Raw genomic sequence first — 20,407 nt, 5'->3', positions numbered from 1 at the left:
ATATGAATCATGGTTGTATATTATTGGCTGAGAAATTCTGTGGAGTAAGATAAGAAAACTTCAGAGAGTAAAAAGTATCAATGATGACAGTCAGAAAAGGAGATATAACATGGAGAACTTTTTTTACAATATTCCGACAAAGGTATCATTTGGCAAGGGCGCCATTGATGATCTGCCGGGGTACATTAGCGAATACGGAGATAGTGTTCTGCTGGTGTACGGAGGCGGAAGTATAAAGAGGACAGGGCTGTACGATAGGATAATCGAGTTACTTGACTGTAGTCACATTTCCCACATTGAGCTTTCGGGTGTGGAACCCAACCCGAGACTCACAACTGTGAAGAAGGGAGTAAGGCTGTGTGCGGAAAATGATGTGAAGGTTATATTGCCTGTGGGTGGTGGAAGTACGATAGACTGTTCCAAAGCTATAGCAGCCGGAGCGTGCTATGATGGAGATCCGTGGGAGTTGGTGGGACACTCTGAGAAGATAAAAAAAGCAGTGCCGATCATAGCTGTTGCAACTATGGCTGCGACGGGCTCCGAGATGGATCCATTTGCAGTTATCACAAATGAGGAGACAAAGCAGAAGAAGGACATTGCATCTGATCTGCTCTATCCGGCATATGCGATACTTGACCCTGAGTATACATTTTCTGTTCCTGCATACCAGACGGCAGCAGGTGTGGCGGATATCATGAACCATATATTTGAGGTTTATTTTGCAGATAACGGAGACACATACATGCAGGACCGCATGATGGAGGCGCTTCTTAAAACACTTATCAAGTATGGCCCGGTGGCTGTAGCTGAGCCGGACAACTATGACGCCAGGGCAAATATCCTCTGGGCATCTGAGTGGGCGATAAATGGATTCATAGCGTGTGGCAAGGACGGTCCATGGCCGGCGCACTCCATAGAGCATCAGCTCAGTGCTTACTATGACATAACACATGGACACGGACTTGCGATCATCACGCCGGTTCTGATGGATTACATTCTTAACGAGAAGAGCCTTCCAGTTCTCGTAAATTACGGCGTGAATGTGTGGGATATAGACAGGACAAAGGATCCTTATGATATAGCACGTGAAGCTATCTCGAAGACACAGAAGCTGTATGAGGACATGGGACTTACCTCGGATCTTGGCGAGCTGGGCGTGCCGTATGAGAAGGACTTTGACGAGATGGCTGAGAAGGCGGCAGCAGAGGGCCTTGAGTATTGCAGAGTGCCTCTGACGAAGACGGATGTAGTGGAGATATATAGAAGATGTTTTAAGTAACCAATGTATACAGCAGGAGGTGGCAGTATGGACAGCAAGGTTGAATTCTTATTCCTGAATGAAGAGGACATGATAAAGGCAGGCGTACTAGATGCGGACAGAGCTGTGGATACCGTAGGAGAGGTTATAACACTCTTAAGTGAGGGTGATTATCTCATGGGCGGCAGGGCGCATAACGACCACGGTGTACAGCTCATATTCCCGGAGAAGTCGGATATTCCGAACTTCCCACTTGCGGATTCTGCAGACAGAAGATTCATGGCGATGCCGGCATACCTTGGCGGCAGATTTCATATGTGTGGTGAGAAATGGTATGGCTCAAATGGCAACAACAGATCGATAGGGCTTCCACGCTCCATACTGATGATGATGCTCAATGATGTGGAGACAGGAAAACCTCTGGCATATATGTCCGGAAATCTTCTTAGTTCTATGAGAACAGGTGCTATGCCTGGACTTGCGGCAAAACTGCTTGCAAGGGATGACTCAAAGGTACTCACACTGGTCGGCCCCGGAGTCATATGCAGATCAAGCCTGAGAGCCATCATGTCACAGAGATTTGACATAGACACCATCAAGATAAAGGGCAGCTCTCCAACATCGGCAAATGCGATCAAGATGAAGGAATACATAGAGGAAAATTATCCTCAGGTAAAGAATATAGTTCTGTGCAGGGATATGGAGGAGGCACTCAAGGATGCTGATATCATAACTGAGGCAGTCTCATGCAAGGAGGGCGAGTGGCCAGAGTACAAACGAGAGTGGCTCAAGCCTGGAGCGCTGGTCATATCTACAAGTACCTTCAATATGGAGCATAAGAGTATTGTTGACTTGAAAAAAGTCATAGACAACTACGGAATGTACGAGAACTACGCAGAGGAAGATAATGTTGGATACGATGAAAATGGCAACAGACTCCACACAGGCTGCATGGGAGAGGACTTCGTCTATATGGTGCAGGATGGATTGATCGAGAGGGATTCCCTTACTACATTCGGAGAGATAATCCGCGGCAAGAAGCCTGGCCGTGAATCCGATGACGAGATCATCCTCGTATCCATAGAGGGCATGCCAACAGAGGACGTGGCATGGGCATATGAATGTTACACCTACGCACTGGTTCATGATATAGGCACGAAACTCAAAGTGTGGGACAGACCATACGCGTTCTGACGGACGGTTACAGGCATATTTACCCAAATAAAGTCCATGTAGGTACATGTTCAATCACGTTCTACATCTGTCACTTCAACAGTTTCTATATGCATGCGGCTCTGCACGCGATAAGAGCGTTTGCGTGCGACGCCTTAGCACAGAAACTGCCGAAGCTTGGATGTATTCACTACCGATTGCCCATGTACCTACATGGACTTATATTTTTAGGTAAATATGCCTGTAGCCTGTTATGCATTTTGTGTGATTATGGCATAGATATATATTTTTCACGCTTCAAACAATTGGTGACAAAGTTTAATGGTTTTAGGATTTGTACTGCTGCTGTAGAACTCTACAGAGCCCTTCTCTATGGAAGGCGTGAGAAGCTCAGCGATGCGCAGTCTCCGCTGAAGTTCAAGGGCGGTGCCGTGGGCTCCGTTGAAGATCTTCACGTCAGGTCCGGCAATACGTTTTATCACTTTTTCCACGAATGGATAATGCGTACAGCCAAGGACTATGGCGTCTATTTTTTTGGCAAGATATGGAGCCAGAAGCTCTCTTAGAAATTCTGTGATCTCCTCACCATCGAATATTCCTCTCTCAACATAATCTGCAAGCCCCGGACATGGAATCGGGTAAATATCGGACTCCTTTGAATAATGTTTCATGAGTTCATGAAATTTAGGTAGAGCCAGTGTGGCAGGGGTGGCCATGACAGCTACCTTGTCGTGCTCCTTCCACAGAACCGCAGGCTTCAGAGCCGGTTCAATACCGATGATCGGTATGGAAGGATACTGCTGTCTCAGTGTCGAGGCTGCAACACTTGTGGCGGTGTTGCAGGCGATGACGATCGCCTTCACATCCTTTGCGAGAAGAAAATTGGTACACTGCTCCGATCTCTCAAGAATAGCCTCTCTGGTCTTTGTTCCGTAAGGTGCGTGTGCCGAATCGCCAAAATATATATAATTTTCATAGGGCATGAGCTCCACGATGTCGCGGAGAACGCTTATTCCGCCGAGTCCTGAGTCGAATACTCCAATTGAACGTGTGTCCATAACATATCTCCCTTTATCTCTCAAAGTCACAAAAAGATTATACTCCCTGTGATGACAAAAAACAACTTATAAGAGCGGTACATTTACCTCAGGCAGGCTGGGTCAGAGATAAAATATTTATAAATAAGTGGACTGCTGACAAAGAGTAGTGTTAAAATGATATAGGTCGTGTGAATATTGATATATCAGAGGACAGAAAAGAGATGATCGATATGGCAAGAGAACTGGTTTCTATAGTAAAAGAGAAAATGATAGAATACTATGCTGGAGATTCCAGAAGAGTGCACCACTTTCTGAAGGTACACTCATTTGCTAAACTGATAGCAGAGATAGAGAATATGGATCCGGGAGAGCAGGAGGTGCTGGAGATTGCGGCACTCACTCACGATATAGGTATAAAGAATGCCGAACTGAAATATGGATATAATAATGGCAGACTGCAGGAGCAGGAAGGACCACCGGAGGCAAGACGTCTACTGAGAGACGCAGGAGCTGATGAGCGGGCAGTTGAGAGAGCCTGTTACCTGGTAGCACATCATCACACATACAGGAATATAGATGGTCTTGATTATCAGATACTTGTGGAGGCGGATTTTCTTGTGAACATGTACGAGGATAAGGCGGATATGGACACGATAATTAAGGCATACGACAATATATTTGTGACAGAATCTGGGAAGTGGCTTTGCAGACAGCTGTTTTCTCTGAAATATTGAAAAAATATTCAGTTATGTTATACTTAACAAAGCTGGCTTGGGTGTCAGCTGAAAGAAAAAGAAGAGGAAAGATACAGAAATGAAACTATATATATCAAAAATGCTGTCTACAATTCTGCCTGTAGTCGGAGTAATGTGTATATTCGGATTTGCATTCGCTGGAAATATAGCCCTTGGATGGGTATTATTTGTTGCGCTTGCGTTGATATCAGGTTTGATAAATACGATATTTTTCAGATGCCCGCATTGTGGGAAGGCAATACCTGCCAACAGTACAGTAAATCAAAAGTATTGTCCGCTATGTGGGGAGGATCTCGGCATGAGACCGTCGAGGATAAGCTACTACGGACGTTGCAGAAAGAGTAAAAAAGGAATCATGAGGGGGATCTCCACAGTGGGACCGATGGTGTTCGTTGTGAGTTTATTCATATTGTTCCTTATAGTTGTAGCAGTGTTTGGCGTTGACAGTCTGTCAAAGGGAATGGGAAGGATAGCAGTTATACTTGCATTTGTCGTGAGCGTTGTGCTTGCAATATTCTGCAGGATAGTTGTAGCATCAGCGGCAAAGCTTGATAAGGATGCGATATACTACAGCAAAGTGCCATTCATATGGAAGAAATACGACATAGATGATATAGTGGCATGTGAGAAAATCGTAAAACCATTTTATCATGTCAACAGGGGATATGTATTTGCGACATCAAAGGAAATTGTCGCAATACCAATGGCATCATATGCGGGCGGTCAGGAATTCTTCAAGGAGTTCACAGACAGAATAGGACAGAGCATGCCGGATGTCAGACCTGATCTGGTGCTTTCCAAGCGTTCAGAGCAGGCAAAGTCGGACGAAGCGACATATGAGCATATGGTTGCGGAGTACAAAGATCATTTCGGTGAAGGTGACAAGAAGTAAGAAGGCATACATAGAATAAAAAATAAAGTAATAAAATAATCAAGAAGATTTTAAATTTAAATATGAAAGGGAAAATACATGGACGCAAAAGATATAGGAAAAAAGGTTGAGAATCCGGTATTACTGGAGGCGATGAAGAAACTCAGAGAGAATGAGAACAGTGAGACACTGAGAGCTTTCTTTGGAGCAGTAGTACATGCAGTGTTTGTAGTGCCTGCAACATTTGATAAAGATCCGGTTGTCACAGCCGATGGAAAACAGACCCTTGAGCAGGGTGTTAAGATTAACTTTGCACTGCTTACAAACGGCAATGGGGAGAAGGTTCTTCCTTGTTTCACGGATGAGGATACATTTGCTGCATCACAGTTCAATGAGGGATTCAAGAGAATCATATTTGCTTACAAGCAAGTTGAGGATCTCGTACTAAACTCCAAGGGTGGAATTGGCGGAATTGCAATGAATCCATTTACAGAGAATTGTTTTGTGTCAGGAGATTTCATAAGACAATACAGGGAGCATCAGGATACAGGTCTTGTCGAGAATAAGATCAAGCCAGGAACAAAGGTAAAACTCAGAAAGCCAAAGTATCAGCCTATAAATATGCTTGAGGAAGCAACAAAGTATCTTGAGGAAAAGGGAAATGTCAACAGAGCATATATTCAGATGATGGAGGAAGCTGGTAAGGAAGATAAGTATCTCATAACACTCGATATGGCAGAGGGTGAGGATGAAAAACCGGTAATAGCAGGACTTATACCTCTGTTAAAGCCGCATTCATTTGGAATAGAGATAGCTTTCGTCACATCAAAGGGATCTCTTGGAAGTCAGACTATACGCATGACAGACCCGTTCTATACAAGAGAAGGCTATGCAGCTACAGAAAAGACAGCAGAGAATGTGTCAGAAGATACAGAAGAAGAAAATTCTGATTCAGAGGAATAGACAGCAGCAGACCTTAAAATGATATTGCATATATGTGCGTATACATGATAGTATGTGCATATTAAAAAAATAAGACAAGGGGTTTATTATGCTGAAAAAATACCTGACTATATTTTTAATTTCCATGGTTCCTATACTCGAGCTTCGTGGAGCTATACCTTATTCGGTAGGATTTGGACTTCCAAGTATACCATCGTTCATAGTGTGCGTTATAGGAAATATGATACCAGTACCATTTATATATTGGTTTGCCAGAAGAGTGCTTGAGTGGGGAAAAGATAAGAGGTTTATAGGGAGATTTTTCACATGGTGCCTGGTCAAAGGAGAGCGGGGCGGACAGAAACTTATGGAAAAGTCTGGCGTGGGTGTGTATATTGCACTGCTCTTGTTTGTGGGGATACCACTTCCGGGAACGGGAGCCTGGACGGGAACTCTGGCAGCAAGCTTCCTCGAACTTGACTGGAGGAAAAGCGTTATCATGGTCATGCTTGGAGTCGTCATGGCAGGAGTTATAATGTATCTCGGCAGCGTGGGAGTATTTGGCGCCATAGGACTGCTGAAGTAGTATGTAAGAAGTAATACCAGAAAGGAAGAATGAATATGGCTATGAATCCAGCAATGCTGTTTAAGATAAAGAGCGCGTGGGACAAATTCGTGAACAATCATCCAAAGTTTCCGATGTTCCTCAGGGCAGCATCAGCCACAGGAATAAAAGAGGGCTATATAATAGAAGTAAAGATAACTGACACGGAGGGAAAGGCGATATGTACCAACGTCAAGCTCACCAGTTCAGATATGGAGCTCATTGATATGATAAAGGACATGAGCTCAAACGCGAGATAGCGGAAAGTACAAAAATATTACCTTTATAAAGCAAAATTTTATAAAAGACTTCTTGACTTGCATAGTCTGATTGTGTTATTGTAGACTTTGCGATGAAAGAGGTCTTTTTTTTGTGCCTTAAAATAACAATGGAGGTAAGTGGAAATGCGCGTTAAAATAACATTGGCATGTCAGGATTGTAAACAGCGTAATTACAATATGACAAAGGATAAGAAAACGCATCCAGACAGAATGGAAACAAAGAAGTACTGTAGATTCTGCAAGGCTCATACAGTACACAAGGAGACAAAATAGTCTGAACCAGTAAGGAGGAAAAGAGTTATGTCTAAATCTAATAAAGAAGAAAAGTCAAATACTCTCAAGAGAAGCTGGTTTCAGGAATTAAAGGGAGAATTTAACAAGATAACATGGCTTGATAAGAAATCCCTTGCAAGGCAGTCAGTTGCGGTAGTTTTATCGACAGTTGTTCTCGGCTGTATCATAGCTATTGTGGATTGGCTGATCCAGATTGGTTTGAATTTCATAGTTGGGTAAAGGATGGTGGAGAATATGTCAGAGGCAGAGAATGCAAGATGGTATGTTGTTCATACATACTCAGGATATGAAAACAAAGTAAAGGCTGATATTGAGAAAACAAAAGAAAACAGAAATTTACAGGACCAGATCATTGAGGTAGTCGTACCTGTAGAGGATGCCACAGAGATTAAGAATGGCAAGCCAAAGTCAATAGAAAGGAAGATACTTCCTGGTTACGTTCTCATCAACATGATCATGAATGATGTTACATGGTATGTTGTTCGTAATACAAGAGGTGTCACAGGATTTGTTGGATCAGATCCAAGAAAGCCTGTTCCGCTCACAGAGGAAGAACTGAGCAATCTGTATCAGACTTCAGATGAGGTTGTCATCGACGTTGAAGTGGGTGATTCTATCACGGTTACTTCAGGTGCCTGGGAAGGCACAGTAGCAACAATTAAGGCAATTAATACTGCAAAACAGACCGTAGCCATCGAAGTAGAAATGTTTGGTCGAGTAAATACTGTTGATATTGCGTTTGCTGATATCAAGAAGTTGTAATTATCAAGTGGAAGGGTTTTGCCCGTTATTACCACAGTATTTTGGAGGAATGCTAAAATGGCAAAGAAAGTAGAAGGATACATCAAATTACAGATACCTGCAGGAAAGGCAACTCCTGCACCACCTGTTGGACCAGCACTTGGTCAGCACGGTGTAAATATCGTTGCTTTCACAAAGGAATTCAATGCAAGAACAGCTAATGAGGGTGACATGGTTATTCCTGTTGTTATCACAGTATACCAGGATAAGAGCTTCAGCTTCATTACAAAGACTCCACCTGCAGCACTTCTTATTAAGAAGGCATGTAACATCAAGTCAGGTTCTGCAAACTCAAAGAAGACTAAGGTTGCAACAATTTCTAAGGCTAAGGTTCAGGAGATCGCTGAACTTAAGATGAAGGATCTGAACGCTGCAAGCCTTGAGGCTGCTATGAGCATGATCGCTGGAACAGCTCGTTCAATGGGCGTTACAGTTGAAGAGTAATACAGATATTTAGTGGGAGGGTCGCTCCCGATATGACCACAGGAGGTTTATAATAATGATAAAGAGTAAGAAATATGTAGATGCAAGCAAGCTCTATGATAAGACAGCTGCTTACGAGGCAACAGAGGCTGTTGCTTTAGTTAAGAAGATGGCTTCAGCTAAGTTTGATGAGACAGTAGAGGCACACCTCAGACTCGGTGTTGATGGACGTCACGCTGATCAGCAGGTTCGTGGTGCTGTAGTACTTCCACACGGAACAGGTAAGACTGTTAAAGTTCTCGTATTTGCTAAGGGTGCAAAGGTTGACGAGGCTCTTGCAGCAGGCGCTGATTACGCTGGTGGAGACGAGCTCGTACCAAAGATCCAGAACGAGGGATGGTTAGATTTCGACGTTGTAGTTGCAACACCTGATATGATGGGCGTTGTAGGACGTCTTGGCCGTGTACTTGGACCAAAGGGTCTCATGCCAAACCCTAAGGCTGGAACAGTTACTATGGATGTAACAAAGGCTATCACAGATATCAAAGCTGGTAAGATAGAGTACAGACTTGACAAAGCCAACATTATCCATGTGCCAGTGGGAAAGGTTTCTTTCACAGAGGAACAGTTAAACGAGAATTTCCAGACTTTAATAAATGCTATTGTTAAGGCAAAGCCAGCAGCTGCTAAGGGTCAGTACCTTAAGAGTGTTGTAATTGCTTCAACAATGGGACCTGGTGTCAAGATCAACACAACAAGTTACGTGTAAAAGCTGGTTGATCTGATCATCAGTTACGATCAAAAGCCCCACACTGTTATGATATATCTTAGAGATATTTCGTACGGTGTGGGGCTTTTGCATCTGCAGAAATCATATAAAGAATGAGCACATGAATAGCGATTTGATAGTTAATGAAAGCTCGAAAACAGGAGAAAGTCAATAAAATCAAGGCTTGCAACTGCCGGTTGCGAGACTTGCAACCATAAATAGCTTGTAGGATGATATGTTTTTTTATAATTTACTTATTGCTAATTTTATTTTATAGGAGGAACAAATTTATGGCAAATGTGGAGAGGTACAGTTGGAATGTCCAGATAAATGGAGTTGTGTATCTGGTGGAGTATATGAAGGGCAGTGTGTATATCAATGGCGGTGAGGCGTTCAAGCTCAGATCGCTGGAATACAAGAGAAAGTTTATACCTTCAAGAATGAGTTATACTGTGCCGCTGGCTGGAAAGGAACTGACATTGGTGATAGGCCAGATAGACGGAGTTGTGCTTTTGATGGATGGAATAGATATGAGCACAGGACAACAGTACCAGGTGCCAAAGTTGCCGGGCTGGGTCGTTGTGTTCTATGTGTTGTATATTATAAATATTTTTGCGGTGCTTGGCGGTGCGGTAGGTGCATTGATCAATGCGACCATGGCAACCATAACTACGACGATTGTGAATAACAAGAAACTGTCTTCTGGTAAGAAAGTGGCTATATGTATAGCGATATATGTGGTAACTACAGTGTTGGAATTTGTTATAGCGATATCTGTAGCGAAAGCATTGCATAGATATTGATGAAATATGCTCCCATATAGTGTATAATAAAAAAATATGTTTAAAGGAGAGGAAAAGTATGGGAGTACGAAAGAAAAAAGTATTTGGCAGGATTATCACAGCTGTGCTGGGGCTGGCGATGCTGTTGTCATTGATACCGGTTGATGTCAATAAGGCTCAGGCTGCAACTATACCGGCGGATGTATCGAAACCTTCCTCAGGATGTGTGTTCATAGCGATGGGAGGACAGTATGCATCGGGCGCTGCGGCAGCGGTTAAGAAGATTAACCAGCTTCGATACCAGGCATGTAAGCAGGGAATTAAGATGAACGGTAAAAAACTGACACTTAAGGATTATGTTCCTATAAAGTGGTCTGCAGGACTTGAAAAGATAGCGCGTATTAGGGCGGCAGAGTCGAGTGTAACTATGTATCACCAGAGATTGAACGGAAAAAACGTATTCAGTTTCAAGTATCCGGGAAGCGGATGGGTTACGTCCGAGGTTATAGCATGGAACTGGTCGGAGGGCATGACGATGGCTATTGACCAGTGGGCAAGCGAGAAGGCGGATTATGTGGCAGGAACCAAGAATGCTGTGACTGGTCACTACACATCGATGATAGATCCGAACAACAGGTATGTGGGAATAGGTACATTTCTCAATGATTCAGCGTCGTTCTACAATACAACGGTTGCCCAGTTCATGGGAGCTGGAACCCAGTCGGAGAAAGTGGCAAAGGCAACAGGTAAGTGCAGCGCCACAGTGGAAGTCAGTACGAAGAATATAACTTCACTCAAGGTGACGGGACCGAAGACAATAGACCGTGCACAGAAGTCCACATACGCACTGAGAGCGGTGCTTGGAAATTATTCAAAAACTTCATATAAGGTTACGTCAAGTGTGAAGTGGACATCATCTAATCCGTCTGTTGCCAGAGTCAGCCAGTCGGGTGTCGTGACAGGCCTCAAGAAGGGAACAACGAAGATTACTGCTAAGATAGGGACAAAATCTGCATCATTTACCGTGACAGTATCTGGAAAGTGCCGCCATTCATATTCGGGCAAGGTTGTGAAATATGCGACAACAAAGACAGATGGAAAAGTACTTCACACATGCAAAGTATGTGGCAATAAGAGATACATTACAGTAAAATCTGTAAAGAGTGTGAATTTGTCGAAAACATCCTATAAGTATGATGGAAAGGCAAAGACACCTTCGGTTGTAGTCAGGGACAGCGATGGCAAGACAGTCTCGGCAAAGTATTATAAGATTACATATCCAAAGTCCAGATCAAAGGTTGGAACATACAAAGTTGTTATCACCTTTAGCGGACGATATTCAGGATCAATCACAAGAACGTTCAAGATAGTAAAATAAGAAGTGGATAATAAAATAAAAAACCCTGTCATCTTATGTGCCAAAAATAAGATAACAGGGTTTTTATTTAGACTGTTTTGTTTGAGTGTATATACAGGTTATGATATAGCTCCTGTTTTTGAACATGTTAGGGTAACATTTTGAGTTACAGTCTCTAGTAATTTGCCTTTGACAGAGTATCGATTGCCGTATGCACTTGCATATGCTCTGTTTTGAGATTTAGAGCAGCTGGATACCCGAGTTTTCCAACTGGATGAAAAGGTCTGAGTTGATGCATTTGCAGCTGTACAAACACTTGTGGATCCGTTATATCTGAAAGTTGCATCAAGAGTTACCTGCCAAAGAACATCGCCATTTGCATTTTGGAAGACGACTGTTTTAGAAGCTGATTTTGTAGAGGTTGCTCTTGCTGCTGAATTTTCAGTGGGTTCAGTAGGGTATTCGTATATAATAACTTTGCATGTTATAATTTCGGAGTCATCATCTGCTTCAGCTGCCTGTACAGGTGCTACATATATAACAGAGATGAGCATTGCGACAATAAGACCTAATGTAATAAGTTTTTGTTTCATAGATAATCCCTCCATTTTTATTTAATAGTTGGTTGAGAAACTGGAGTGATTTTGCGACTCTCCTGGTAATCGGTTTCCGTTGCCGTTTGTTCTTGTATTATTATTGTTTTAGACTCGATTTTTGAAATTTCAGAATTGCGGGAATTTTTCAATTCGCTGCGCAGAAAGATTGTAAAGCAGATGGTAATAATTAGAGCAATGAATAATACAAGTGATATTACAACGGCAGTAAGTCTCTTACTTTTGCTATCAGTGTGTGTGGTATCAAATTCTACATTATATTGATTTGCACACTCCTTAGGCTCTCCAAATTTCTCAATGAGTTCCTCCATTGTTATTGGTTTGTCGCCAGAGGATTCAGCATAATCATACATGGCATTTTTAAGTTCGGTCAGATATTTCTTTTCTGCTTTAGTATGAGGGCGTAGCTTCTTTTTGATTGCTTTCAAGTATTCATGTATTAGTTTTGAGTCTTCTTTGAATTGCAAGTCACTTTTCATATAAAATTCCTCTGCGTAACAATATTTAAGATTTCTATACATATTATATACTAGCGTATATACAATTCAATAATTTTTTGACAATTTAGCTGTATAATTTGACAAAAATTTATTGAAATATAGCTGGCGGGAACAAAATATATCCCAAGGAGAAGCACAAATATATATAAATAATTGCGTAGAAAAACTAATAAAAAAGCGTATGAACAAAATGCTCATACGCTCCTAGTTGACTGTTTAGTCTTTCTTACGTTTGCCCTCTTTTCCTTTGGTTGGATGATAAGCAAGTACAGTCTGGATAGCGATTGTTGTTGCTGAATAATCCTCAAGAAGAATCTTAAGTCTCTCTCTTCCAGTATCCTCGATGTGATAATAAACTCGCTCCATTCTCTTGCCAACAAGTCTTTTGTCATCGGAAATGTATCCTGCGTCAATGAGCTTGTAAAGTGCTGGGTACAGGGAACCGATAGGGATACAAATGACACCGTCTGTAAGTTCCTCGATGAGCTGTGTTAACTGATATCCATAGCAGTCCTTCTGGCTCAGGAGATAGAGAACCATCAATTCTACAGAACCGCGTCTAAAATTACTTTTCTGATTTACGACAATATTCGATTTTTTGTCGTTGTTATTGTTGTCTGTATTTTCGATTGCTAAATTTTCCATAATTTCACCTCGTATTACTAATTCTATATGGAAATGTGAAGATTTGCAATCATAAAATTAATTTTATTAGGTATTTATTGACATTTTGATGCATTCCCTGGTTTATAAGGACGTTATTTTCCATTTTGAAGCTTATTTTGGAGTTGTTTTGACAAAATCAGTAGGTCGTGGGCCGATTTACATGGATTATCGGACTTCATTATCGCAGATACGACACATATTCCTGCGATGGGTATTCCAGTGAGAACATCCAGATTGGTTTTGTTCAGTCCTCCGATAGCGTTTACAGGGATAGGTACGGCTGCACAGATATCCCTCAGTGTGTCTGTGGTCGTGAGTACAGTCTTGACCTTGGTGGTAGTAGGGTAGATGGCTCCGACTCCTAGATAATCAGCCCCCTGCTCATATGCCTCCACGGCCTGAGTGACAGTTTTGGTGGTTGCACCCACGATGCGGTCAGGCCCCATGAGTTTTCTGGCTATGGAGACAGGCATGTCGGTCTGTCCCACATGGACGCCTTCGGTGCCAACCGCCAAAGCTACATCAACACGGTCGTCTACGATGAGTGGTACATTGTAGCGGCGCGCTATGGAATGCACCTTGTACGCTAGATGTATGTACTCACGGGTTGTACGATCCTTTTCCCGAAGCTGTATGAGCGTTGCACCGCCGTCGAGGGCACATTCCACCCTGTATAGAAATTCCTCCTCGGACAGACCGGTGCTGTCAGTTATAAAATATAAAGTAGGATTAAATGTATACATTTACATTTCCTTTCTCCGCCTGCAAGTGGCGGTATGTTATAGTGCGTAGATTGCTCAGATCTGTATTTGCTTAATCAGGTGATATTACACATACAGATAGTCGTTGAGGACTGGCTGCAGTCCCTCACCTTCTATGTCTGAATACATATGTTCAAGACTTCTGTTGTCGTTGATCTCGAACTGTTCATCACCCTGCTCGCTTCCGGAATCCTTGCCGCTGTATTTGCTCTCATGGTCGCCGATTCCTGTTGACACGCCTGCCGATACCTTGGTTGCTGCGATCTTTACTATACCATTCCTGAAGTCGGCACTCTCCCTTGATGATACAGTTATTCCGGCAAATGGCAAGAATATTCTGTATGCGCACAGTATCTGACAGAGCTGCTTCTCATGTACGTCTAGAGGATTGATCTGATCGTTGTTGATGATCGGCCTTAGTCTTGGACAGGAGAGAGAAATCTCTGCGTGCGGGTATTTCCTCTGAAGAAAATACGCGTGAAGGGCTGTTGCCAGTGCATCCTTGCGGAAGTCGGAGAGTCCTAACAGTGCCGAGAATGCAACGCCCCTCATTCCGCCCATGAGGGCGCGCTCCTGCGCGTCGAAACGATATGGCCACACCCTCTTGTGCCCCATCAGGTGAAGAGTTTCGTATTTGTCTGCATCGTAGGTTTCCTGGAATACTGTCACGTAGTCTGCGCCACATTCGTGGAGATAACGGTATTCATCGGTGTTCACCGGATATATCTCGAGACCGACCATGCGGAAGTATTTCCTTGCAAGCTTGCATGCCTCGCCGATATATTTTACGTCGCTCTGGCTGCGGCTCTCACCGGTTAGTATAAGGATCTCCTCCATGCCGCTGTCTGCGATGATCTTCATCTCCTTCTCAATCTGCTCCGAGGAGAGCTTCATTCGGTTGATGTGATTGTAGCAGTTGAATCCGCAGTATACGCAGTAGTTCTCACAGTAATTGGCTATGTAGAGTGGTGTGAACATGTAGACAGTATTGCCGAAGTGACTGCTAGTCTCACAGCTTGCACGCTGCGCCATCATCTCAAGAAATGGTTCGGCGGCGGGGGAGAGCAGAGCCTTGAAGTCCTCTATGCTGCACGTCTCGTGTTCAAGGGCAGCCATGACGTCTCTGCCTGTGTAACTGCTGTAGTCGTAGCTATCCATGTGCTCCATGACCTTGCTGCGGATGTCAGATTCAATAACCTCCATGCCCGGAAGGTATTCCATATGGCTTTTCCTTGACGATGGATCTGTCTCCAGACGGTGCTTGATAGCAAGCGCCTCCGGTGAAAGATATTCGGAGTCTATCAGAAAATGATTTATCGGGGACTCCGTCTGTGAGTGTTTGATTGATTTTTTATTGTCCATCTGAGCCCCTCCTTTAGTCATGCAGAAATCCGGTCAGTGGATCTGAAGCGGATGCCCCTCTGGTGAGAACTCTTCCAAGACCTGCCAGATAAGCCTTTCGGCCTGCATTTATTGCGTCCTTGAATGCCGATGCCATGAGTGGCAGATTTCCGGCTGTGGCGAGGGCAGTGTTGGCCATGATGGCGGCAGCGCCCATCTCCATGGCTTCACATGCCTGGGATGGCCTTCCGATACCGGCGTCAACTATGATCGGAAGCTCGATCTCGTCGATGAGGATCTGGATGAAGTCTTTAGTAGCCAGTCCCTTATTAGAGCCTATAGGTGATGCAAGGGGCATGACTGCTGCGGCTCCCGCGTTTACCAGATCACGGGCGGCATTCAGGTCCGGGTACATGTAAGGCAATACAACAAATCCTTCATTTGCCAGTGCTTCGGTTGCCCTTATCGTTTCCTGGTTGTCGGGAAGGAGATATTTGCTGTCACGCATGATCTCAACCTTCACGAAGTCTCCACAGCCCAAAGCCCTTGCAAGCCTTGCTATGCGCACGGCCTCCTCGGCATTCCTCGCGCCGCTTGTATTTGGCAGGAGAGTAACTCCCTCCGGTATGAAATCAAGTATATTTTCCTCTTCCTTTGTATTTGCACGGCGGACGGCCAGAGTGATGATTTCTGCTCCAGCGTCCTTTATGGCTGATTTGATCAGCTTCATGGAATACTTTCCTGAACCCAGAATAAATCTTGAATTGAATTCGTGTCCTCCGATTATCAGCTTGTCTTCTTTCATTATAATGCTCCTCCTCCCATGAAACTCACGACCTCCACACAGTCGCCGTCGTTAAATGTAATGTCTGCGTAAGTCTCTCTCGGTATGATCTCCTCGTTGATCTCAACAACTATGCGCACCGGTTTGTAGCCGGATTCCTCGAGAAATGCCGCCAGATTCTGGCCGGTGATGTCGAGAGCTTTTCCGTTCACTGTTACCATAGCACTTTCCTCCAAAGTCTTTTATCTGCACAAAAAAGGAGTTACCGATCTGGTAACTCCAATAAAATTTGCACTCTAATAAATTCCTAGATGTTATGGAAAAGAACCGGCTTGTGTGAAGCATTAAAGAGCTTACAGCCGTTCACTATTAGGCATCCCTACGTTGGCATTATCCAAATCAGGTTTTCGGTCGAAGGTTGTACCTTCCTCTCAGCCTGTACTACAAGCTCCCGCGTCCTTATTTTGTTATCAAATACTAATATACGACTTGAAAATCCGGAATGCAAGAGCAAGTTATGTGGCAAAGATGTCTTTTTACCGCAAATATTCGATGCTGACTCAGAAATATATGGAAATTATCCTGCGAATATTCCGCGATTAATGGCTTTTCCTTGACATAGTCCTTATATATATGTACAATTTAGTTGTTTGGCGCGCTAAAGCGTTATACAAAATCGGCAGGTTGCACAAAGGTTGACCTGATTTATCTTATGGAGGACAGTGAAGTTATGAGACAGAAGAAGATTCATTACATCTACAATAAAGAGATGGAGTGTATGGATCCTGAGGAGAGAAGAAAGCTTCAGGGTGAGAGACTCAGAAAGACAGTAGAACTTGAATATGCAAATGTACCGGCATACAGAGCCAGAATGGACGAGGCGGGAGTAAAGCCGGAGGATATAAACAGCATAGACGATATCGTCAAGCTGCCATTTATGCAGAAGACAGATCTCAGGGATAACTTCCCATTTGGACTGTTTGCAGCAGACAGGAAGGACATCATCAGAATCCAGGGTTCATCAGGAACCACAGGTAAGCCTGTTGTATCTGGCTACACCCAGAATGATATAGATGTGTGGACGGAGATGGTAGCCAGAGCTATCAAGTGCGCTGGTGGCGGAGAGGATGATGTCATCCAGATAGCTTATGGTTATGGATTGTTCACAGGTGGACTTGGAGCACATCAGGGCGCGACTAAGGTTGGTGCCATGGTAGTTCCGATGTCATCAGGCAACACACAGAGACAGATCATGATGATGAAAGAGCTCGGCGCAACCATGCTTTGCTGTACACCTTCATATGCTACATACCTCGCAGAGACCATCAGGGAAATGGGCATCGATCCATCAGAACTGAAGATCAAGTCAGGCTACTTCGGAGCAGAACCTTGGACAGAGGAGATGAGACAGCACCTTGAGGAGCTTCTTGACTTCGATGCATTTGATATATATGGACTAACAGAGATCGGTGGACCTGGTGTTGCATTTGAGTGCTTCGAGAAGAACGGAATGCACATCAACGAGGATCATGTTCTTGCAGAGATCATTGATCCTGTCACAGAGGAGCCGCTTCCAGACGGAGTTCCTGGAGAGCTTGTGTTTACAACCCTTACCAAGACAGGTACACCTATGATCAGATACAGGACACATGACATATGCACACTAACACACGGCACATGTGCATGTGGAAGAACAACAGTCAAGATGAGCCGTATCACAGGCCGTACAGACGACATGCTTGTAATCCGTGGTGTAAATGTATTCCCTAGTCAGATAGAGTCAGTCCTTCTCGGCGTGGAGGAGGCTTCAGCTCATTATATGATCGTGGTTGATCGTGTGAATTCACAGGATAAGCTGACAGTTCAGGTAGAGCTCAAGGAAGATGTGGATATGGGCGATGCTGCAAAGCTTGCGGCTATTGCATCCCGCATCAAGACAAATATCAAGCAGACACTGCTTATCAGCGCAAAGGTTGAGCTGGTTCCGCCTAAGACCATTCCACGTTCAGAGGGTAAGGCAAAGAGAATCACAGATAACAGACATATCGGATTCTAATTAGTAAGCTTAGCTAGTCAGACGAATCACAGGACTGAAAAGTTTGAGATTAAAAGACTATATAGAGAGAATAAAACAGCCGGCTCAATGGTGAGCTTTCCGGGATCGCGACCGGACATGCCGCCGTGAGCCGGCTGTTTTATCAGGAAGGGATCAGGCAGTTAGCTTGGGAGGTTTGCACTGGCAGATATCAGCTGTGAGGCCTGCCGCCAGAAAACTGGCAAAACAGATAAAATCGCTAAATGCTGAAAAACCTTGCATTTTGGTATATTTCCGTGTAAAATTTGCTTTGTTATGTGCACTGACAGTGAGATACTGCACTGCAGTGGTAAAGTTGGTGCGGAGCAGATAAATTATAATTATTATGGAAGGTGGATTAACTAATGAATGTTTACGAGATGATTGCGTTTATAGCGTATTTTGTCCTGGTAATCGGTGTAGGAATTTATTTCTTCTTCAAATCCAAGGGGAATGCCGGAGAGAAGGATTATTTCCTTGGAGGAAGAGATATGAATGGTCTGGTGGCTGCACTCAGCGCCGGAGCCTCTGATATGAGTGCGTGGGTTCTCATGGGACTGCCCGGAGCATTCTATGCGACAGGACTCAGCAACATGTGGATATCAGTTGGTCTGTTCATCGGAACAGCATGTGCTTGGATATTCATAGCACCGAGACTCAGAAGATTCTCGATAGCGTACAACGATTCGATCACTATACCTCAGTATCTGACAAATCGTTTTCAGTCAGACAATAAGCTGCTTCTCATAATATGTGCAGTTATATTTGTGGTTGCATATTGTATATACGCTGCGTCAAGTATATCGGCCTGCGGTACTCTGTTCAATACTGTTATGGGCATCGACAGGAATACAGCCATGATCGGCGCTGCAGTCATCATCATCGTGTACACATTCCTTGGTGGTTTTAATGCAGTGTGCTGGACGGATTTCTTCCAGGGACTTCTGATGCTTGCAGCTCTCATGATCGCACCTATCATTGCGGTCATCACCATGCAGGGCGCTGGCTTTATAGCACCTGATGTTGTCATTCCAGACAATTATTACAATGCCCTTATAAGTGGTTCATTTGACAAGACCAGTGTGATCAATATCATATCAGGACTTGCATGGGGACTTGGATATATGGGTATGCCACATATTCTTATAAGATACATTTCGATCAAGTCAGAGAAGGAGATGAAGAAGTCCAGAATAGTCGGTACTTGCTGGACAGGAATCATTCTCGTTATGGCATCCGTAGTTGGTATGGTCGGCCTTAAGTATCTCGGTGGCGGACTTACAGACAACTCACAGGTATTCATCAGACTTGTAAGAGGCGTGTTCCCTGCACTTGTAGCTGGTATACTTCTCTCAGCTATCCTTGCAGCGTCCATGAGTACAGCTGATTCACAGCTCCTTGCTTCATCATCAGCATTTTCGTCTGATGTGTACAAGCCTATATTCAGGAAGAGTGCATCTGACAAGGAGATGCTCTGGGCAGGAAGAATTGTGGTAATCATCATCTCAGTTGTGGCACTTGCCATAGCTATGAACCCAGACTGCGAGGGAATCATGGCACTCGTGTCAAATGCATGGGGCGCTTTCGGTTCAGCGTTTGGACCGGTCATCGTTCTGTCACTGTACTGGAAGCGACTGAATTACAACGGAGCGCTTGCTTCTATCATAGTCGGATTTGCTGTTGACATGCTCTGGTACAAGTTCCTTGCAACACCAACAGGACTTTATGAGATCGTTCCTGGATTTGCAGCAGCATTTATCACAGCCATTGTGGTCTCACTTCTCACAAAGAAGCCTGATGACAAGGTTGCTGAGATATTTGAGCAGGCAAAGCTTCCTACAGAGTAGGAAATACGTCCTTGCATATTGAGTTGACAGATATAGACATGAAGATGAATATATAAAGATAAATATAAAAAAGATAAATACAAGGAAAGCTGGTGTACAGGTTCTGATCTCATCTGTATATCAGCTTTTATTCCTTTAACGCCTAAATAGCCAAGTTATGGATAATAGGCAACATGTGAAGACGATAAGTTGCTGGGGAAAAAGACTAAAAAAGCGCAAAAAAAGAACCACTTGATAAATCTCAGCGGTTCTTTTTTACAACAACTTAAACAACAAAGAGTAAATTACGTTCTCCTTAACAACTGAGTTCAGTATAAACATAAAATATGAACAGAATATGTACAGAAAAAAAACGTTTTGCAAAATAAAATCTTCAAAATTTAAAAAAATATGACCTTATTTGTAAAATGCACAAAAAGGATATGGCGAATTGTGCGGTGTGCACATTGTGATGGATATAGCAGTTAAAA

24 protein-coding genes and 1 riboswitch are annotated in these 20,407 nt (G+C 43.6%); of the genes, 16 read left to right on the top strand and 8 right to left on the bottom strand.

Annotated features, from left to right (window positions below; all coding sequences use genetic code 11):
* The first annotated feature begins 109 nt into the window (after window positions 1–109).
* Both NQ536_RS09885 and NQ536_RS09880 read left to right on the top strand, forming a co-directional pair.
* The gene (locus NQ536_RS09885; protein WP_004849460.1) at window positions 110–1,279 is read left to right on the top strand and encodes an iron-containing alcohol dehydrogenase; all 1,170 of its coding nucleotides are present in this window, start codon (window positions 110–112) and stop codon (window positions 1,277–1,279) included.
* A gap of 27 nt (window positions 1,280–1,306) precedes the next feature.
* A complete protein-coding gene (locus tag NQ536_RS09880; protein WP_044997769.1) occupies window positions 1,307–2,452 on the top strand; it encodes a tyramine oxidase subunit B in 1,146 nt (381 codons plus the stop codon).
* 269 nt (window positions 2,453–2,721) lie between these two features.
* On the opposite strand, the gene murI is transcribed toward NQ536_RS09880, so the two are convergent.
* Entirely contained in the window at window positions 2,722–3,489 is a 768-nt protein-coding gene (murI, locus tag NQ536_RS09875) for a glutamate racemase (RefSeq protein WP_004849455.1), read from the bottom strand.
* 170 nt (window positions 3,490–3,659) lie between these two features.
* Between murI and NQ536_RS09870 the strand changes: the two genes are divergently transcribed.
* The 12 genes from NQ536_RS09870 to NQ536_RS09815 all read left to right on the top strand — a co-directional run bounded on the left by NQ536_RS09870 (window position 3,660) and on the right by NQ536_RS09815 (window position 11,371).
* Window positions 3,660–4,205 (top strand): HD domain-containing protein, encoded by a 546-nt coding sequence (locus tag NQ536_RS09870; protein ID WP_004849453.1) that lies wholly within the window; start codon window positions 3,660–3,662, stop codon window positions 4,203–4,205.
* Window positions 4,206–4,284: 79 nt separating this feature from the next.
* Complete coding sequence (locus NQ536_RS09865) at window positions 4,285–5,118, top strand: zinc ribbon domain-containing protein (protein ID WP_004849451.1); 834 nt, start codon at window positions 4,285–4,287, stop codon at window positions 5,116–5,118.
* A 78-nt stretch (window positions 5,119–5,196) separates the two neighbouring features.
* The gene (locus tag NQ536_RS09860) at window positions 5,197–6,060 is read left to right on the top strand and encodes an enhanced serine sensitivity protein SseB C-terminal domain-containing protein (RefSeq protein ID WP_004849443.1); all 864 of its coding nucleotides are present in this window, start codon (window positions 5,197–5,199) and stop codon (window positions 6,058–6,060) included.
* An 88-nt stretch (window positions 6,061–6,148) separates the two neighbouring features.
* Window positions 6,149–6,625, top strand: a complete 477-nt coding sequence (locus tag NQ536_RS09855) for a COG2426 family protein (protein ID WP_004849441.1) — start codon at window positions 6,149–6,151, stop codon at window positions 6,623–6,625.
* Window positions 6,626–6,660: 35 nt separating this feature from the next.
* Window positions 6,661–6,903 carry a hypothetical protein gene (locus NQ536_RS09850; RefSeq protein WP_022058863.1) on the top strand — a complete coding sequence of 81 codons (243 nt, stop codon included), beginning with the start codon at window positions 6,661–6,663 and terminating at the stop codon, window positions 6,901–6,903.
* A 144-nt stretch (window positions 6,904–7,047) separates the two neighbouring features.
* The gene (gene rpmG / locus NQ536_RS09845) at window positions 7,048–7,197 is read left to right on the top strand and encodes a 50S ribosomal protein L33 (RefSeq protein WP_004849439.1); all 150 of its coding nucleotides are present in this window, start codon (window positions 7,048–7,050) and stop codon (window positions 7,195–7,197) included.
* A gap of 27 nt (window positions 7,198–7,224) precedes the next feature.
* Complete coding sequence (gene secE / locus NQ536_RS09840) at window positions 7,225–7,437, top strand: preprotein translocase subunit SecE (RefSeq protein WP_004849438.1); 213 nt, start codon at window positions 7,225–7,227, stop codon at window positions 7,435–7,437.
* Between the two features lie 15 nt (window positions 7,438–7,452).
* Window positions 7,453–7,980 carry a transcription termination/antitermination protein NusG gene (gene nusG, locus NQ536_RS09835; protein WP_022058864.1) on the top strand — a complete coding sequence of 176 codons (528 nt, stop codon included), beginning with the start codon at window positions 7,453–7,455 and terminating at the stop codon, window positions 7,978–7,980.
* A gap of 57 nt (window positions 7,981–8,037) precedes the next feature.
* Complete coding sequence (gene rplK / locus NQ536_RS09830) at window positions 8,038–8,463, top strand: 50S ribosomal protein L11 (protein ID WP_004849436.1); 426 nt, start codon at window positions 8,038–8,040, stop codon at window positions 8,461–8,463.
* A 55-nt stretch (window positions 8,464–8,518) separates the two neighbouring features.
* Window positions 8,519–9,211, top strand: coding sequence for a 50S ribosomal protein L1 (rplA, locus tag NQ536_RS09825; protein WP_004849435.1), 693 nt, complete (start codon window positions 8,519–8,521; stop codon window positions 9,209–9,211).
* Window positions 9,212–9,501: 290 nt separating this feature from the next.
* Window positions 9,502–10,014: a hypothetical protein gene (locus NQ536_RS09820; RefSeq protein WP_022058865.1), complete on the top strand. Its 513-nt coding sequence runs from the start codon at window positions 9,502–9,504 to the stop codon at window positions 10,012–10,014.
* A gap of 58 nt (window positions 10,015–10,072) precedes the next feature.
* The gene (locus NQ536_RS09815; RefSeq protein WP_004849432.1) at window positions 10,073–11,371 is read left to right on the top strand and encodes a CAP domain-containing protein; all 1,299 of its coding nucleotides are present in this window, start codon (window positions 10,073–10,075) and stop codon (window positions 11,369–11,371) included.
* 98 nt (window positions 11,372–11,469) lie between these two features.
* Here NQ536_RS09815 and NQ536_RS09810 read toward each other — a convergent pair whose 3' ends face one another.
* The 7 genes from NQ536_RS09810 to thiS all read right to left on the bottom strand — a co-directional run bounded on the left by NQ536_RS09810 (window position 11,470) and on the right by thiS (window position 16,237).
* Window positions 11,470–11,943 (bottom strand): hypothetical protein, encoded by a 474-nt coding sequence (locus NQ536_RS09810; RefSeq protein WP_044997768.1) that lies wholly within the window; start codon window positions 11,941–11,943, stop codon window positions 11,470–11,472.
* 17 nt (window positions 11,944–11,960) lie between these two features.
* Window positions 11,961–12,443 carry a DUF6120 family protein gene (locus tag NQ536_RS09805; protein WP_044997767.1) on the bottom strand — a complete coding sequence of 161 codons (483 nt, stop codon included), beginning with the start codon at window positions 12,441–12,443 and terminating at the stop codon, window positions 11,961–11,963.
* A 237-nt stretch (window positions 12,444–12,680) separates the two neighbouring features.
* Complete coding sequence (locus NQ536_RS09800) at window positions 12,681–13,109, bottom strand: PadR family transcriptional regulator (RefSeq protein WP_004849421.1); 429 nt, start codon at window positions 13,107–13,109, stop codon at window positions 12,681–12,683.
* 113 nt (window positions 13,110–13,222) lie between these two features.
* On the bottom strand, window positions 13,223–13,873 hold the full coding sequence (gene thiE, locus NQ536_RS09795; RefSeq protein WP_004849419.1) for a thiamine phosphate synthase: 651 nt from the start codon (window positions 13,871–13,873) through the stop codon (window positions 13,223–13,225).
* An 84-nt stretch (window positions 13,874–13,957) separates the two neighbouring features.
* Window positions 13,958–15,253, bottom strand: a complete 1,296-nt coding sequence (gene thiH / locus NQ536_RS09790) for a 2-iminoacetate synthase ThiH (protein WP_044997766.1) — start codon at window positions 15,251–15,253, stop codon at window positions 13,958–13,960.
* Between the two features lie 13 nt (window positions 15,254–15,266).
* Entirely contained in the window at window positions 15,267–16,037 is a 771-nt protein-coding gene (locus NQ536_RS09785; protein WP_004849417.1) for a thiazole synthase, read from the bottom strand.
* Window positions 16,037–16,237 (bottom strand): sulfur carrier protein ThiS, encoded by a 201-nt coding sequence (gene thiS, locus NQ536_RS09780; RefSeq protein ID WP_004849415.1) that lies wholly within the window; start codon window positions 16,235–16,237, stop codon window positions 16,037–16,039. The genes NQ536_RS09785 and thiS overlap by 1 nt, the downstream gene beginning before the upstream one ends.
* Before the next feature lie 138 nt (window positions 16,238–16,375).
* Window positions 16,376–16,481: riboswitch (TPP riboswitch) on the bottom strand.
* 247 nt (window positions 16,482–16,728) lie between these two features.
* Between thiS and NQ536_RS09775 the strand changes: the two genes are divergently transcribed.
* The gene (locus NQ536_RS09775; protein ID WP_004849411.1) at window positions 16,729–18,072 is read left to right on the top strand and encodes a phenylacetate--CoA ligase family protein; all 1,344 of its coding nucleotides are present in this window, start codon (window positions 16,729–16,731) and stop codon (window positions 18,070–18,072) included.
* A gap of 383 nt (window positions 18,073–18,455) precedes the next feature.
* A complete protein-coding gene (gene putP, locus NQ536_RS09770; RefSeq protein ID WP_004849408.1) occupies window positions 18,456–19,937 on the top strand; it encodes a sodium/proline symporter PutP in 1,482 nt (493 codons plus the stop codon).
* The last annotated feature ends 470 nt before the right edge of the window (window positions 19,938–20,407 follow it).

This window comes from Coprococcus eutactus (assembly GCF_025149915.1).
Lineage (GTDB): Bacteria > Bacillota > Clostridia > Lachnospirales > Lachnospiraceae > Coprococcus > Coprococcus eutactus.
Note: the sequence above shows the minus strand (reverse complement) of the source record. Positions and strands in the feature narration are given on the sequence as shown.

What these genes read in the sequence shown, in the direction of transcription:
- NQ536_RS09860 (WP_004849443.1), top strand. Translation starts at nt 5,197, where the DNA reads ATGGACGCAAAAGATATAGGAAAAAAGGTTGAGAATCCGGTATTACTG.
- putP (WP_004849408.1), top strand. Translation starts at nt 18,456, where the DNA reads ATGAATGTTTACGAGATGATTGCGTTTATAGCGTATTTTGTCCTGGTA.
- rplA (WP_004849435.1), top strand. Translation starts at nt 8,519, where the DNA reads ATGATAAAGAGTAAGAAATATGTAGATGCAAGCAAGCTCTATGATAAG.
- NQ536_RS09810 (WP_044997768.1), bottom strand. Translation starts at nt 11,943, where the DNA reads ATGAAACAAAAACTTATTACATTAGGTCTTATTGTCGCAATGCTCATC.
- NQ536_RS09800 (WP_004849421.1), bottom strand. Translation starts at nt 13,109, where the DNA reads ATGGAAAATTTAGCAATCGAAAATACAGACAACAATAACAACGACAAA.
- NQ536_RS09775 (WP_004849411.1), top strand. Translation starts at nt 16,729, where the DNA reads ATGGAGGACAGTGAAGTTATGAGACAGAAGAAGATTCATTACATCTAC.
- NQ536_RS09865 (WP_004849451.1), top strand. Translation starts at nt 4,285, where the DNA reads ATGAAACTATATATATCAAAAATGCTGTCTACAATTCTGCCTGTAGTC.
- murI (WP_004849455.1), bottom strand. Translation starts at nt 3,489, where the DNA reads ATGGACACACGTTCAATTGGAGTATTCGACTCAGGACTCGGCGGAATA.
- thiH (WP_044997766.1), bottom strand. Translation starts at nt 15,253, where the DNA reads ATGGACAATAAAAAATCAATCAAACACTCACAGACGGAGTCCCCGATA.
- NQ536_RS09850 (WP_022058863.1), top strand. Translation starts at nt 6,661, where the DNA reads ATGGCTATGAATCCAGCAATGCTGTTTAAGATAAAGAGCGCGTGGGAC.
- NQ536_RS09885 (WP_004849460.1), top strand. Translation starts at nt 110, where the DNA reads ATGGAGAACTTTTTTTACAATATTCCGACAAAGGTATCATTTGGCAAG.
- NQ536_RS09880 (WP_044997769.1), top strand. Translation starts at nt 1,307, where the DNA reads ATGGACAGCAAGGTTGAATTCTTATTCCTGAATGAAGAGGACATGATA.
- NQ536_RS09855 (WP_004849441.1), top strand. Translation starts at nt 6,149, where the DNA reads ATGCTGAAAAAATACCTGACTATATTTTTAATTTCCATGGTTCCTATA.
- rpmG (WP_004849439.1), top strand. Translation starts at nt 7,048, where the DNA reads ATGCGCGTTAAAATAACATTGGCATGTCAGGATTGTAAACAGCGTAAT.
- NQ536_RS09820 (WP_022058865.1), top strand. Translation starts at nt 9,502, where the DNA reads ATGGCAAATGTGGAGAGGTACAGTTGGAATGTCCAGATAAATGGAGTT.
- NQ536_RS09785 (WP_004849417.1), bottom strand. Translation starts at nt 16,037, where the DNA reads ATGAAAGAAGACAAGCTGATAATCGGAGGACACGAATTCAATTCAAGA.
- nusG (WP_022058864.1), top strand. Translation starts at nt 7,453, where the DNA reads ATGTCAGAGGCAGAGAATGCAAGATGGTATGTTGTTCATACATACTCA.
- thiS (WP_004849415.1), bottom strand. Translation starts at nt 16,237, where the DNA reads ATGGTAACAGTGAACGGAAAAGCTCTCGACATCACCGGCCAGAATCTG.
- NQ536_RS09815 (WP_004849432.1), top strand. Translation starts at nt 10,073, where the DNA reads ATGGGAGTACGAAAGAAAAAAGTATTTGGCAGGATTATCACAGCTGTG.
- NQ536_RS09805 (WP_044997767.1), bottom strand. Translation starts at nt 12,443, where the DNA reads ATGAAAAGTGACTTGCAATTCAAAGAAGACTCAAAACTAATACATGAA.
- rplK (WP_004849436.1), top strand. Translation starts at nt 8,038, where the DNA reads ATGGCAAAGAAAGTAGAAGGATACATCAAATTACAGATACCTGCAGGA.
- secE (WP_004849438.1), top strand. Translation starts at nt 7,225, where the DNA reads ATGTCTAAATCTAATAAAGAAGAAAAGTCAAATACTCTCAAGAGAAGC.
- thiE (WP_004849419.1), bottom strand. Translation starts at nt 13,873, where the DNA reads ATGTATACATTTAATCCTACTTTATATTTTATAACTGACAGCACCGGT.